The following is a 14,044-nucleotide window of genomic DNA, read 5'->3' as shown; positions in this document are numbered from 1 at the left end:
AGAGGAGAAGAGATTATGGGAAGTGTCAGGATGAGAGAAAATGTCAATGAACTTTTCTTAAACCAGCTTGAAAATGTTTTTAAAAACAGCCCATTTTATCAGAAAAAATTCAAGGAAGCAGGAATAAAGCTGGGCGAAATACAGGATATAGAGGATATCAAAAAACTTCCATTTACAACAAAAGAAGAGTTAAGAGAAGCTTATCCTTTAGGGCTTATGGCTGTGGATGAGAAAAAGGTTGTAAGAATTCACTCTTCTTCAGGTACAACCGGAATGCCAGTAATCATTCCATACACTCAAAAGGATATTGATGACTGGAAGGAAATGATGAAAAGGTGTTATCTGTTTGCAGGTATTACAGAGCTTGATAGAATTCAGATAACCCCTGGATATGGGCTGTGGACAGCAGGTATTGGCTTTCAGCTTGGTGCTGAATTTCTGGGTGCAATGACAATTCCGATGGGACCAGGGAATACAGAAAAACAACTTCAGATGATGATGGATTTAAAATCAACAGTCATTGTTGCAACTTCATCTTATGGACTTTTACTTGCTGAAGAGGTAGTTAAAAGAGGGTTAAAAGACAAGATACATTTGAGAGTTGGGATATTTGGTTCTGAAAGATGGGGAGAAAAACAGCGAAAAACTATTGAGGAGTATCTGGGTATAGAAAGTTTTGATATTTATGGGCTAACAGAGATTTATGGACCTGGAATTGCGATAGATTGCAAAAAACATACGGGTCTTCATTATTTTGATGATTTCCTATATTTTGAAATAATTGACCCACAAACAGGAGAATATGTGGCTGATGGAGAGTTAGGTGAACTTGTCATTACTACATTAAAAAAAGAAGGTGCTCCTCTTATAAGGTACAGAACGAGGGATATAACACGTAAAATTCCAGGTGAATGCAGTTGTGGTTCTATGTATCCGCGTATTGACAGGATTGTTGGCAGGACTGACGATATGGTAAAGGTCAAAGGTGTTAATATCTTTCCTGCTCAAATAGACACATTTTTGAAGGATATAGAAGGTGTTGGAAGCGAATATCAAGTAATTATAGAAAGAATTGATTACAGGGATAAACTTACATTAAAGGTTGAAGTTAAAGATGAATATTTTTTGTCTGAGATGAAAGAGTTAATTTTTTCTGAGTTTAAAAATAAAATAGGAGTATCACCTGAGGTGATTTTGTGTAGGATAGGTGAACTTCCTCGAAGTGAAAAGAAGACAAAACGCATATTTGATTTGAGAGGCTGAATAAAAATGATAAAAAAGATTAAAATAGATAGGGGGAAGCAGATGCTTTCCTCTATTTTACTTGTTGTTGTAATTTACATCTTATCTCCAACTTCAGTTTCTTATGACAAACTCAGTGCAAATAGACTACTCACATGGCTTTTTGCATTGCAACTATTTATATTTTTTAGTGTGACAATTACTATTTCATATGTACTGCGAGTACTGAGGGTAAAATATTCTCAGAAGATTTGTTCATTTATCTTTTCTCTTTGTTTAAATGATATGCTAATTATGATGATGCTGTTATCAACTACACATATTATATTAATGCTTGCTATTGTGAACACTATAGGAATTTCATACAGATGGGTAGTAAAAGGTATAAACTTTGATATTATACTGTCGATAGCAAACATAGCAATAGTTATTGTTTATTTTTGGGTGTTATATAAAAACAGTTATCCTATCAATTTTCTTAGTACTCTATTCAAAGCTTTAAAAAAGGCTGTGCAGGACAATAATAAAGAAGAAATTGATGAAAAGCTTTTAATTTTGGAACAGTTTCTCCAGAGGTACCCTAATCGTTTTAATGAAAATTTGCTGGAACCCATTTTTGTGAGTAGCAAAACTATTGAAATTTTATCAGAAATAGGAAAGGATAAAAGCATTTTTGAAAAGGTTATTCATCTTTTTATTTATTTGTATTTTTATCTTTTGAATTTACGCGAGCTAAAAAGTGCGTACAAGATTTTTGAAATAATCCTTGAATTTGGTAATATCACTCAGTTGAAAGGAAAAATAAAGTTTTTGCTATATGAAGGAATAGATAAAAGAAAAATATGCTATCTTATAAAGTTTATAGAAAAAGTAAATAAAGAAAGTTGTTTATATACTAAGCTCAAAGTTTTCAAAAAGTATTTGATTACAATAGGATTTTGCAGACCAAATAAAGAACAGTTTAAAAAGGTAAGGTATAGACAACGTCCAAAAAAATAATATTAAGAATAAAACCCCTTATCTTTGGCAAAGATAGCAAATAGAAATACCAAAGAGAGGGGTATTTTTATGGTTATAACCATTTTTATTAGAACGTTAATATTGTATATATTGGTTGTGTTAGTTATGAGACTTATGGGGAAAAGACAGATGGGCGAACTACAGCCGTTTGAACTTGTTATAACTATAATGATTTCTGAACTTGCGGCTGTTCCGATGCAAAACACAGGGGTTCCTCTTATAAACGGTATCATTCCTATTTTGACTCTTTTATTTTTACAAACGTTAATCACATTTGGGAGTTTGAAATCTGATTTTATAAAAAGACTTGTATGTGGAAGTCCAACAATCTTGATAGCAAAAGGTAAAATTTTAGAAGATGCACTAAGAAAGACACAGTATAGCTTAAATGACCTTATGGAACAGTTGAGAATAAAAGGATTTTTCAACATTCATGACATAGAATACGCCATACTGGAGACTGATGGAGATATTTCTGTGATTCCAAAGTCTCAAAAAAGATATGTTACTCCTGCTGATTTAGGGATACCAACAAAATATGAAGGAATTCCAATAAGTATAATAGTTGATGGCAAATTAAAAGAAGAGTCTTTAAAGTACGCCAATCTGACATTAGATCAGGTACTTGTAGAGATTAAAAAAAGAGGTATAGATAAAGTACAAGATGTTTTTTTTGCTTGCATTGATCCTGAGGGCCACTGGTTTGTTCAAAAAAAGGAGGAAAAAAACAAATGAAGGTATGGGCTACAGTTGGAGGTTTTCTCATTTTAATAACTGTACTTATGTTAATTTCGATGCATATAATATTAGGTGCTACAGCGAAGATTGAAAGTGGACTGTCTGACTTGTATGAAAACGTTATTGAAAACAACTACTATCTTGCAAAGTCAAACTACTTGGATATTGTGAAGAAGTGGAATGAGTATAAAAAAAGCTGGGCTATGCTAATTGAGCATCAAGAAATAGATAAGATAGATGAAGAGCTTACTAAAATAAATGAATATCTTTTAGAACAAAACCGCGTTCTTTTGATAAGTGAAATTGGTCTCCTTAAATTTTATATTCGTCATGTTAGAGAAATGACCTTACTTAAGATTGAAAATATTTTTTAAAAATTTTTTAATACAAATGTGCGTTTGAGTGGTATATAATATATAAGAAATGTTTTTTGATTGGAGGGGAGAGCCATGAAAAGGTACGCTTTAGTTATGGGCTACTCCTTTGAGGAATACGACATAGAAAACGGCAATGCAGGTTTTGCTTACTTTTTTGTAGAAGATTTGAAAGAACTTGAAAAAGACAAATTTACTAATATTCCTTACAAAGATTATAATGAGTTTGCGATAAAATTTAAAGAAGCAGCTTTAGCAGAAAAATTAGATGCTTATTTGATAGATAATATTATTGAAGCTTGTATCGATATTTCCCGGATAATATATCCGTCGGATAGATTTTTCTCTGTTATTACCTATAATGTTTCAGAAGGATTTAAAGAACTAATGTACGAAGCAAAAGCTAACGAGTTTAAGATTATATATGATCGAAAATCAAACTCTATCGAAATACGTGGAGAAGGAGTATTGCGTGACCCTGTGATTATAAAAGAATACGATATTGTTGATGCTGTTGATGAATTTTTGTTCGAATATAGAAAAGAGAATGTAAAACAGTTCATGCTCAGCCTAAAGAAAATGTATAAAGACAAATATGGTGAAGATTTGAGGATGAATGTTGTGGGTAACAAACTTTTGATTTCAATTGGGAAAGATACTTTTGAATTTGATGATAGCAGGCTGGATGTGGTTTATAACTTTATTATGAGCAGAAAATGAGGTGGAATGATGTGGATGCCAAAGCTATTGCATTAGCTTTGAGTTTTAAAAACTGGGCTGTGGTTGGTGCAACACCAAATAAGCAAAAATATGGATACATGGTTTACAAAAAGCTCAAAGAGAATGGCTACAAGGTATTTGCCATAAATCCTTTGTACGATGAGATTGAGGGTGACAAGGTATACAAAACATTGTTGGATTTAAATCAAAAAATAGATTGCATGAGTATGATTGTTTCACCAGAAAAAGGAAAGTCATATATTGAACAGGCGATAAAAATAGGAGTAAAGTATATTTGGTTTCAGCCAGGAGCCGAAAGTAATGAGTTAATTAAGCTATGTGAAAAGAATAGCATAGTTCCAATTTACAATGCATGTGTTCTGGTTGCGTTAAACCACAAAAAATAACTTTTAAAAGATTTACCGCCATCTGTGTTGTAAATTCAAATAAGATGGCGGTTTTTGTTTTTAGATTATTTTGAGTAGGTGAAGATGAAGACAAACTTTTTACAATGTGATAGAATATTTTAAGATATGTAATTCCATTATGAAAAGTAGAGCTAATAAATGATTTAAATCTTATGAACAAAGTCTAAGAAAAAGGTGATTTAAATGGAAGCAAGGATACCTAAAGTTTATACCTATGCAGATTACCTTGAGCTGTCTGAAGACGCAAGGGTAGAGCTTGTTGATGGTGTTATTTATGATATGGGCCCTGCACCGTCAAGGGTACACCAGGAAATTGTAATAGAGCTTGCAACATTGATGAAAAATTATCTCAAATCTTCTAATAAGTCCTGCAAGTTATACACAGCTCCGTTTGATGTTGTCCTTGTAGAGGAAGGGCAGGATGAGAGCAAAGCAACAAATGTTGTCCAGCCTGATATATCAATCATATGTGATAAGAAAAAACTTACTACTGAAAGAGGCTGTGTTGGAGCTCCTGAGATGATAATTGAGGTTGTATCAGAGAGCAATTTTTCACATGATTATATCCGAAAACTCAATCTTTACACACAGTTTAAAGTCAAAGAATATTGGATTGTAAATCCAAACAACCAAACAATTTTAGTATACAGACTCAAAGACAATGAAGATTATCTGCCGCCAGAAGTTTACACCTTCAGTGACAAGGTCAAGGTTTGTATCTTTGAAGACCTTGAAATAGATTTTGCCCTAATCAAAGAGGTGTTGTAAAAACTAACAAATTTACCTTCTTTTTCTTTTTCTTTTTGCCGAGGAATAAACAAAGCTAAAGTAATGAAACTCAGTTATCTGTTTGAGAAGCCAAGAATTAATGGCTTTTAAAAAAATGAGAAGTCAGCCCTTCTAATTACGGTCTTTTATACCGAGCTTTTCTTTTAAGACTTGCTGTAAAACTTGAGAAAAATTAATATGAGCTTCTTCGGCAGCTTTCTTTAACCACCTTGGTAAGGTTACAGTCTTATTTACACTATTGTTTGCCATTTCTTCTCTCACTGGTGGTATATAAACAACAATTGGAACAACAAAAGCACCTTTTGGAATATCTAACTTTTCAGGTGGAGTAGGTTCAGGGATTTCCTCGTTGTCTTCTTCTAAGCCACATAAATGTAATTCCAAAGCATCTTTAGCCATATATAAAGCTTCTTCAAGTGTTTTGCCTTCTGTTATGCATCCAGGTAAATCGGGGAAAGTAACACGATATCCACCATTTTCACTCGGTTCAAAAATAGATGGGAAAATGTATTTATCTGCCATTATCTAACTTCCTTTCTGTCTAACTTCATACCATCCATCTTTTTTGAGTATTTTTTATTAATTCCTTTGGTTTCAAGTTCACCTTCTCCTTCTATAGCTGTATTATAACATGTGTTAATTACAGGTGTAAAAACTTTATATCAAAAATTTAAGAATAGTTTTTTTAACTTTTATAATGCCATAAGTATTAATGTGCTATGTTGAAATTATGTAAGAAAATAAAAATAATGTATCTAAATCATAAAAAGAAGGGTAAAGAAAAAATTTTTAATGGGAATTAAAAGGGACAGCTTACATTTTTGGAGAATATATAAGTAGTATTACATTTTATTAGGGGAGGTTTTTATTATGATTTATTATAAAAATACAAATGATAATATTACTCCACAAGAAAGTATAAAAAAGTATATAAGAATTTTTCTGTTTGATGAAAATGGTGAACCAATTAAGTATGAAAGAAAAGATGGTTTTTCTACAACCGTAGATGATGGTTTTGAAGATTTGGATCTAAAAGAGGATTGGGCTAAAATATACCTTTATCAGACATCACAAATTATTGAATTATTTAACGGTAGAAAATATACCGTGGTGAGGAGGGTATTTATGCCATGTTGTCCCGTATGTTTATGGCTTTATTTAAAAGAAATTGAATAAGTGAGTGAGCTAAATATGTCTTTTTTTTTGATGAAGTTGTTGCATAGAAGAATGTAACTTTTAAAGAAAAAATATCTTTGAGAGAGATAGAGAGATGTTTCCTTGTGGTAAAATTTCAAAATACGAGAACACAAAAACACAAGGGATACAAAGTATTGATGTTAAAGATTTTTGAATATCTTTTTTATTGAGAAACTATTTCAAATCTTATGAGTTTTGAGAAAGTCAAATAAAAGAGGAAGTATGATAAATACACACAACTCAATAGGCAATATGTTTTTGGAGGAGATAGAAATGAAAGTAATAATCACAGAAGATTTAAGTAAAAAATTCAAAAGTTTTATAGCTGTTAATAAAGTTAATATTGAGATAGAAGAGGGTGAAATTTACGGATTTGTAGGTTTGAATGGTGCTGGAAAAACTACAACAATACGAATGTTGCTTAGAATGATGAAACCAACTGATGGAAAAGTATTTTTGTTTGGAAAGGATATAGCTAAAGGTTTTGAGCAGTGGAATGATATAGGATACATAGTAGAATCCACATATGCTTACCCTAATCTTACTGTTAGAGAAAATCTGGAATTATTTTTTATGTTAAGGAAACTTAAAGAAAAGACACTTATAGATAACATTATAGAAAAATTGAAACTTAATGAGTATCAGAATATACTTGCAAAAAATTTATCACTTGGTAACTTACAAAGGTTAGGACTTGCAAAGGCGTTAATCCATAAACCTAAATTGCTAATTTTGGACGAACCGCTAAATGGATTAGATCCTATTGGGATAATTGAAGTAAGAGAAATGCTGAGAGAGCTTTCTCAAAATGGAACTACAATTTTTGTTTCAAGTCATATTCTCGCCGAGCTTGCAAAGATAGCAACAAAAATAGGAATTATTCATAGGGGAAAACTTGTAAAAGAACTAACATCTGTGCAATTAGAAAAGCAACTCAAAAAGAGATTAGTGATTTCTACAAAAGATAATTATAAAGCTATAGAACTATTAAAGCAAAAAGGATGGGTACCGTCTATAAACACCAAAAATGAAATTGAAATTTTAGATGAGAGAGCATTAAGTAGATCTGACGAAATATGTAAGTTCCTGACAAATAATGACTTGCCTCCGTATAAACTCTATCCTTTTGAAGAGGATTTAGAATCTTTCTTTATCAGAACCATAAGAAACGAGGAGGAATGAATAATGGCAGATATTTTAATAGCAACTATTGTTGAATTAAAAAAACTTAAGAGATCGATATTTGTGTGGATAGTTTTTATGGTCTACGCTTTAGTACCCATAATGGGTGGTGTTATAATGTACTTAATAGAAAATCCCAATTTGATTCCAGAATCAAGTATTTTAAGAATAAAAACTTCAACGCTTTCCATACCCGTAGATTGGGTTTCGTATCTTGGTACCTTTCTTACTCAAGGAACCGGGTTGGTTGGAATAATTGCATTTGGGTTTGTTGCAAGTTTTGTTTTTGGTAGAGAATACTCAGATAATACTTATAGAGATTTGCTCTCTTTACCTATTTCCCGCTCTGTTATCTTAAACTCTAAATATATTGTCTATCTTTTGTTGTGTGTTATGTTGGCAATTTCAGATTTAATTTTAAGCTTTGTTGTTGGCTTAATTTTAAAATTACCCAGATGGGATTATGATATCATATTATCAATTGTTAAGAAATATTTTGTGGTAGTAAGCATGGTGATAAGTCTCGGAACACCAATTTCGTTTTTTGCTTTACGAGCACGAGGATATTTGGCACCACTTGGTTTTCTAATAATGGTATTATTATTGGCAAATTTTGCACCCTACCTTGGATTTGGTCAATATTTCCCGTGGACCATACCAGCAATTTATTCTGGAATGGCAGGTGAAGAACTTAAGAGAGAATTGAATATTTTAAGCTATGTGTGTCTTTTAATCACTTCGTTAGGTGGATATATATTGACAATATGTTGGTGGAACCAGGGGGACCAAAGATGATAAACATATAAAAGGGTAGTGTCAAAAAGTTGTAGAAGGTTTTTTGGGCGATATGTACTCTTTTTGTATTTATTATGGAATTGTATTGTTTTTGAAAGAAAATTAAAAAATGGAGAATACTATATTTAATTAATTTTGAGGAGAGTGTTGATATGGATATTAAAGATTACAAACAAACTTTAAAAGATTTTAACTATAACCCACATACAGATAGAGCTTACTTAATAGTGTATAAAGATTGCCTTGATCATGTCCAAAAATCGTTTTTATTTTTTATTCGTCCAACATACCCTCCGCCTCGCTTATTTTTCAGTTTTGCAAATTTCTTGCTAATCCATAATGCAAAATTCTATAAAATTTTATGATACGTTATAAGGCGAAATATCTTGATTTTCTAATATTTTTGGAGCTCCATGGGGGATTCGAACCCCCGACCAGTCGATTACGAATCGACTGCTCTGCCACTGAGCTAATGGAGCGTATCTGACATATACAATTATAATATTCTTCTTGACAACAAATCAAGAGTTATTAATACTTTATTTTGTAGCTTGGCTAAATAATTTAACTTCAAAAGGAGTGATCTTTAAATTGAAGAGCCTTGTTGATTGCATTCACTGCTACCTAAAACAGGCAGTTTCATGTATGGAGATGATAAAAGTTCCCGATGAAAAAAAGATAGAAGTGCTCTATAATCTTATGGATTTCATAAAAACTTTGCAGCCTTCTGACTCACCAGCGTATAACTCTTCACTTGTATTGCTAAAGACATATGAGTTTATAAATAATCCAGACCCATATTATGAAGCGAAAAAATCCTCAAACAAACTGGCACTTGAACTGTATCCAAGAGTGAAAGAAAAGGTACAAAGAGCTGATGATACTCTTTATGAAGCGTTGAAAGTTTCTGTTGCAGGCAATGTTATTGACTTGGGAATTCAGAGAGATTTTGATATTGATAAAGAACTAGAACACGCGTTTGATTTTGGATTTTGGATTGATGACTATCCTCTATTAAAGGAAAAGATTGAGAAGGCAAAAAATATTGTAATTGTCGGTGACAATGCAGGTGAAATTGTGTTTGATAAGATATTGGTAGAAATTTTAAATAAAATGGGGAAAAATGTTTATTACATTGTAAAATCTAAGCCTGTACTTAACGATGCTACGTTAGAAGATGCAGAGGAAGTTGGCATGAACAGGATTGCAAATGTGATTGAGAGCGGAGCAGCGCTTTTAGGAGTCCCCAAAGATTTTGTCTCTGAGCAAGTCAAAAATCTTATATCTACTGCTGATGTGATTATTTCAAAAGGGCAGGCAAACTTTGAGACTGTGGATGACTTTGAAGATGTTCAATCAAATGTTTTTTATCTTTTGAAAATAAAATGTGAATACTTAGCCAAAAAACTAAAATTCAAGCAGGGCAGCTTGGTGCTCATAAATGGTGAGAAATTGAAAGAGACAAAAGAGAAATATCTTTTAAAATAAAACAAACCATAGAAGTTTTATGATGTTTTTCTAAAAAGCTCAAAACTCTTTTTATCCTGCAAAAGTATATGAGAATAGTCTCCAACCTCAGTATTTTCAAAGAGCTTGTGACCTTCATTTTCGCAGTCATTACATGCGTCGTGTGGAATTACTATGGCTAAAACCCTATATCCCAAACAAAGGGAGTCTATTAATATTAGACCTGAGCATTTTTTGCAGATTTTTATTTTTTCAAGCTGATTTTCTCTGAATCCCATTGTGTCATAATAAATGGATTTTTTTCTGACATAATAATCTTGATTTGCCATTTTGATTTTGTATTCTGATTCTTCTTTTGATTTCCATATACTGTATACATGTTCACAAAGCCGTTTGATGTAATCAGTTATTCTTTGAGACTGTTTAAGTTTTTCAGGATTGTAGTCAGGTTCTTTTATGTTCGAATAGTCAATACCCGCAAGCGCAAATATTATACCCAAATTGACGTAAGGGAGGGCACTTTCAATAGAATACCCGCCTTCTAAAACAGAAATATTTGGGCTTAACTTTTCTGTGAGTTTTGCATATCCTTGTGCTGAAAAGTTCATGTTTGTCAGTGGGTCAGAATAATGGTTATCCTGCCCTGCTGAGTTTATTATGATGTCAGGCTTGAATTCTTCTAAAACAGGGATAATAAGATTGTCTAAGCAGTACAAAAATCCTTCATCAGATGTATATGGTGGCAAGGGGAGATTTAAAGTATAACCAATTGCTGACGGTCCGCCAATTTCGTCAGTAAAACCAGTTCCGGGATATAGGGTTGTGCCATCTTGGTGCAAAGAGATAAACAAGACATCTTTGTCGTTCCAAAAGATATCCTGCGTTCCATCACCGTGATGACAGTCAGTGTCAATTATTGCTATCTTTTTAATTTTATATTCTTTTCTTAAATATTCCACCATTATCGCCTCATTATTTATGATACAAAATCCTTTGTCACCATATGTTATTCTGTGTGCATGATGGCCGGGTGGTCGGATGAGAGCAAATCCTTTTTCCACTTCTTTTGACAGAACCTTTTTAGCAATAGTTATTGCTGAGCCTGCAGCTATCTTGTGAGATACGGTAACAATTGAAGAAATAGCGGGGATGCAAAAATGGGTCATTTCTATATATTTTGACTCAATCATTTCTGGATTGTAAATTTTTATATTTTCATAGTCAAAAAGCCCCTCTTCTTCTATCTGGTCAATTGTATACAAAAGTCTTTCTTCTCTTTCAGGATGCGTTGGAGAAATTCTCCAGTCAAAGGCAGGAAAGAGTATGAGTCCTAAACTATTTTTTGCTTTTAACATCTTGTTTCACTCCTCAAAAAATCAATCTCTCAAATTTAAAAATTTAGGTTTTAGCTGAGCTTTAATTCTAATCATTCTCCCGCAGAATTTAAAACTTCTTATCATGTTAAAAGAGTGTTCATCCACAATCTCTACATCCTCTTTATTTTTAGCTTCACTGTACTCTAAAACCTTTTCAATTAAAACCTTCTTTGCCTGGTCAATAGTAAAATCTGCAGGAATACTTTGATATATATTAAGCTCTGGGATTACCATCTTGCCCTGGATAGTGTCTGCAACTAAGTTGTACTCTTTTGAGATTGAGCCAATCGCACAACCAATTGCGTTTGCAACCATGTAATGTTTTGGAACTTCAACTTTTATTTTAAGCTCGTTCTCTAAATGAGGTTTTAAAAGCTGAGCCGGTCCACCAATTAGAATTATCTTCTGAGGTGCGAATTTCTCTCCGTACAATAGCTTATTTATGGTATAAATTGGAAGATTATTGATGTACTCAATTCCCTCTTTCATTTTTTCTTCTATCATTGCTACTGCCCTGCTTATCACCAATTTACAAAAATCTTCTTGGCTCATATTCAGCTGAGAAGATAAAGACTTTAAACGAGCATTTACAGGACTTCCAGGGTGTGAACTTGAAAATTGAAGAACATCATGCAAAGTAGCAAACTCATTTTTGTCCTGTTCATGCCACCTTTTTGTTTCTGGTCCTATCTTAATTGTATCATCTACTATTTTAACAATACTTTCTGCTCCCAGCCCCACAGATCGTGAATATATTGCTCTTACCAATGTAGGATACTTTCCGATTTTTGCTCCATATGGTTCAAGAACAAGATTGCCATCTGACAAGAACGCAATGTCAGTTGTTGTTCCACCAATGTCAATTACGATTGCATTTTTTGCAAAATTGGATAAGACAAATCCGCCTTGAGCAGATGCAGCTGGGCCTGAGAGAATAGAGAATATCGGAAAGTTTTCGATATCTTGCAAATTTACAATTCCACCATCTGGCTTTTGAATAAATATCTTTTCAAGAGGAATTTTTCTTTCTTGTGAAAATGTTAAAATACTTTTATAGAACATGTTAAATGTACTGTAGACTGCACAGTTTAGGTATGTGGAAAAGACTCTTCGGGGAAAGTTGAGTTTGCCAGAAAGTTTGTAACCAACTGATATAAATTTAAAGTTGTATTCTTTAGCTGCCTCATATATAGCAAGTTCATGCTTTGGATTTCGAACAGAGAACTTGCCAACAATGCCCAAGATTTCTATACCTTCTCGTTTAAAACTTTGCAAAGCGTTCTTTACGCTTTCGATATTTACTGGTTTTGCCTCTATACCTCTGTTATTTATATATCCATCTGCAAAGAAATTCATATCGCCACACATCAAAAATTCAGGATTTGCTCCAATACCGTTTTCTATTATCATTCCAACCTTATCCAAATTATTTTGAACTATTGCGTTAGTGGTGACGGTTGTACTGAGTGTTATTCTTTCAAGGTTCGAAATCATCTCTTTAGATACAAACTGGTTTAAACTTTCTAATACAGAATTTATTAAACTTCTACCACGTTCGAATTTTTTAAATGCAACAACTTTTCCATTTTCTATTGCCACTGTGTCGATGGTTGTACCACCAACATCGAGGCCTATTATCATTTTTAACTTCACCTTGCTTTTCAAAAGTATATTTTACTTCAACTAATATTATAACCCTTTCTTGATTTTATGGGTAAAAATACTTTAAAATAGATAGTAGTTAAGTAAGAGTTTTTATTTTCTTCGAATGAAGATTTTTTTACAATAACATTGAAAGGATTGGTTGCATTATCATGATTAAAAGTATGACAGGCTACGGTGGATGTAAAAGAATAATAAATGAGAGAGAGTACAGCGTGGACATAAAAAGTGTAAACCATAGATATTTGGAAATAAACTTGAAGATGCCTAAAGAATTTATCAAGTTTGAAAATGAGATAAAAAATATGGTTTCACAATATATTTGCCGCGGAAAGGTTGATATATATATTAATTTTAAAAGCTTCAGCGAAAAAGACTACAGAATTATTCCTAACATAGGGATAATGAGGCAGTACTTAGAAGCAATAAATAGGGTTAGAGAAAACTTTTCAGAAATTCAGGACGATTTTAGCCTTTCGACTTTTATAAAACTTCCAGATGCCCTTGTGATTGAGACTGAAGAACTTGACATTGGTACTGTAAAATCTGAGCTTTTGGATTGTATTGAAGAGGCACTTCGAAATTTAGATAAAATGAAAAAAACAGAAGGTGAAAATCTTAAAAAGGATATTCTGATGAGATTAGAAACCATCAAAGCTTTGGTGAATAGAATAGAAGAGTATTCAAAGGATTTGGTTGAAAATTACAGAGAAAAACTTTACAAACGGGTAAGTGAATATTTCGATTTGAAGAGCATTGATGAAAACAGACTTATGCTGGAGATAACTCTGTTTGCTGACAAGAGTGATATAACAGAAGAGCTTGTTAGGCTTAAAAGTCATATAAGTCAGTTTACTGAGTGTTTGGAAGTTGGAGGATGTATTGGCAAAAAACTTGACTTTATAGTTCAAGAGATGAACAGAGAGACAAATACAATTGGCGCTAAGTCTACTATTTTTGAGATTTCTCAATGTGTTGTAAGTCTTAAAGATGAGCTTGAAAAAATCCGGGAACAAGTTCAAAATATTGAATAGAGGTGAGTTTGTTTTGAGCA

Annotated in this window: 15 protein-coding genes and 1 tRNA gene; 12 read left to right on the top strand and 4 right to left on the bottom strand. The window is 32.6% G+C overall.

Translation table 11 applies throughout. From position 1 onward, the window contains the following. Positions 1 to 15: 15 nt before the first annotated feature. From CaldiYA01_RS07455 to CaldiYA01_RS07425, 7 genes are all read left to right on the top strand, one after another. Positions 16 to 1,263, top strand: a complete 1,248-nt coding sequence (locus tag CaldiYA01_RS07455; protein ID WP_207178365.1) for a phenylacetate--CoA ligase family protein — start codon at positions 16 to 18, stop codon at positions 1,261 to 1,263. Positions 1,264 to 1,269: 6 nt separating this feature from the next. Then, on the top strand, positions 1,270 to 2,241 hold the full coding sequence (locus CaldiYA01_RS07450) for a hypothetical protein (protein WP_207178363.1): 972 nt from the start codon (positions 1,270 to 1,272) through the stop codon (positions 2,239 to 2,241). A gap of 69 nt (positions 2,242 to 2,310) precedes the next feature. Then, a complete protein-coding gene (locus CaldiYA01_RS07445) occupies positions 2,311 to 2,997 on the top strand; it encodes a YetF domain-containing protein (RefSeq protein WP_207178361.1) in 687 nt (228 codons plus the stop codon). Then, complete coding sequence (locus tag CaldiYA01_RS07440) at positions 2,994 to 3,374, top strand: DUF4363 family protein (RefSeq protein ID WP_207178359.1); 381 nt, start codon at positions 2,994 to 2,996, stop codon at positions 3,372 to 3,374. Before CaldiYA01_RS07445 ends, CaldiYA01_RS07440 begins: the two co-directional genes overlap by 4 nt. Before the next feature lie 75 nt (positions 3,375 to 3,449). Beyond that, on the top strand, positions 3,450 to 4,094 hold the full coding sequence (locus CaldiYA01_RS07435) for a hypothetical protein (RefSeq protein WP_207178357.1): 645 nt from the start codon (positions 3,450 to 3,452) through the stop codon (positions 4,092 to 4,094). An 11-nt stretch (positions 4,095 to 4,105) separates the two neighbouring features. Beyond that, positions 4,106 to 4,501, top strand: a complete 396-nt coding sequence (locus CaldiYA01_RS07430) for a CoA-binding protein (protein WP_207178355.1) — start codon at positions 4,106 to 4,108, stop codon at positions 4,499 to 4,501. Between the two features lie 204 nt (positions 4,502 to 4,705). Further along, positions 4,706 to 5,290, top strand: coding sequence for a Uma2 family endonuclease (locus CaldiYA01_RS07425; RefSeq protein ID WP_207178353.1), 585 nt, complete (start codon positions 4,706 to 4,708; stop codon positions 5,288 to 5,290). A 132-nt stretch (positions 5,291 to 5,422) separates the two neighbouring features. On the opposite strand, the gene CaldiYA01_RS07420 is transcribed toward CaldiYA01_RS07425, so the two are convergent. Then, positions 5,423 to 5,833, bottom strand: coding sequence for a type II toxin-antitoxin system HicB family antitoxin (locus CaldiYA01_RS07420; RefSeq protein WP_207178351.1), 411 nt, complete (start codon positions 5,831 to 5,833; stop codon positions 5,423 to 5,425). Between the two features lie 348 nt (positions 5,834 to 6,181). Here CaldiYA01_RS07420 and CaldiYA01_RS07415 point away from each other — a divergent pair, with 348 nt between their 5' ends. From CaldiYA01_RS07415 to CaldiYA01_RS07405, 3 genes are all read left to right on the top strand, one after another. Further along, positions 6,182 to 6,487, top strand: a complete 306-nt coding sequence (locus CaldiYA01_RS07415; protein WP_207178349.1) for a hypothetical protein — start codon at positions 6,182 to 6,184, stop codon at positions 6,485 to 6,487. A gap of 294 nt (positions 6,488 to 6,781) precedes the next feature. Next, complete coding sequence (locus CaldiYA01_RS07410; protein ID WP_238480492.1) at positions 6,782 to 7,690, top strand: ABC transporter ATP-binding protein; 909 nt, start codon at positions 6,782 to 6,784, stop codon at positions 7,688 to 7,690. Positions 7,691 to 7,693: 3 nt separating this feature from the next. Beyond that, positions 7,694 to 8,485: an ABC transporter permease gene (locus CaldiYA01_RS07405; protein ID WP_207178345.1), complete on the top strand. Its 792-nt coding sequence runs from the start codon at positions 7,694 to 7,696 to the stop codon at positions 8,483 to 8,485. Between the two features lie 404 nt (positions 8,486 to 8,889). On the opposite strand, the gene CaldiYA01_RS07400 is transcribed toward CaldiYA01_RS07405, so the two are convergent. Continuing rightward, positions 8,890 to 8,964: transfer RNA gene (locus tag CaldiYA01_RS07400), tRNA-Thr, on the bottom strand. A 112-nt stretch (positions 8,965 to 9,076) separates the two neighbouring features. On the opposite strand from CaldiYA01_RS07400, the gene CaldiYA01_RS07395 reads away from it, so the two are divergent. After that, positions 9,077 to 9,973, top strand: coding sequence for a damage-control phosphatase ARMT1 family protein (locus CaldiYA01_RS07395; RefSeq protein ID WP_207178343.1), 897 nt, complete (start codon positions 9,077 to 9,079; stop codon positions 9,971 to 9,973). Positions 9,974 to 9,990: 17 nt separating this feature from the next. Here the strand turns inward: CaldiYA01_RS07395 and CaldiYA01_RS07390 are convergent, their stop codons facing one another. Continuing rightward, entirely contained in the window at positions 9,991 to 11,307 is a 1,317-nt protein-coding gene (locus CaldiYA01_RS07390; protein ID WP_207178342.1) for a histone deacetylase family protein, read from the bottom strand. Positions 11,308 to 11,328: 21 nt separating this feature from the next. Then, positions 11,329 to 12,969, bottom strand: coding sequence for a hydantoinase/oxoprolinase family protein (locus tag CaldiYA01_RS07385; RefSeq protein WP_207178340.1), 1,641 nt, complete (start codon positions 12,967 to 12,969; stop codon positions 11,329 to 11,331). Positions 12,970 to 13,142: 173 nt separating this feature from the next. On the opposite strand from CaldiYA01_RS07385, the gene CaldiYA01_RS07380 reads away from it, so the two are divergent. Beyond that, positions 13,143 to 14,024: a YicC/YloC family endoribonuclease gene (locus CaldiYA01_RS07380; protein ID WP_207178338.1), complete on the top strand. Its 882-nt coding sequence runs from the start codon at positions 13,143 to 13,145 to the stop codon at positions 14,022 to 14,024. Positions 14,025 to 14,044: the final 20 nt, after the last annotated feature.

The sequence above is a fragment of the Caldicellulosiruptor diazotrophicus genome (genome assembly GCF_017347585.1).
GTDB classification, from domain to species: Bacteria; Bacillota; Thermoanaerobacteria; order Caldicellulosiruptorales; family Caldicellulosiruptoraceae; genus Caldicellulosiruptor; species Caldicellulosiruptor diazotrophicus.
The sequence above is the reverse complement of the archived record's forward strand: the minus strand, read 5'-3'. Positions and strand labels throughout refer to the sequence as shown.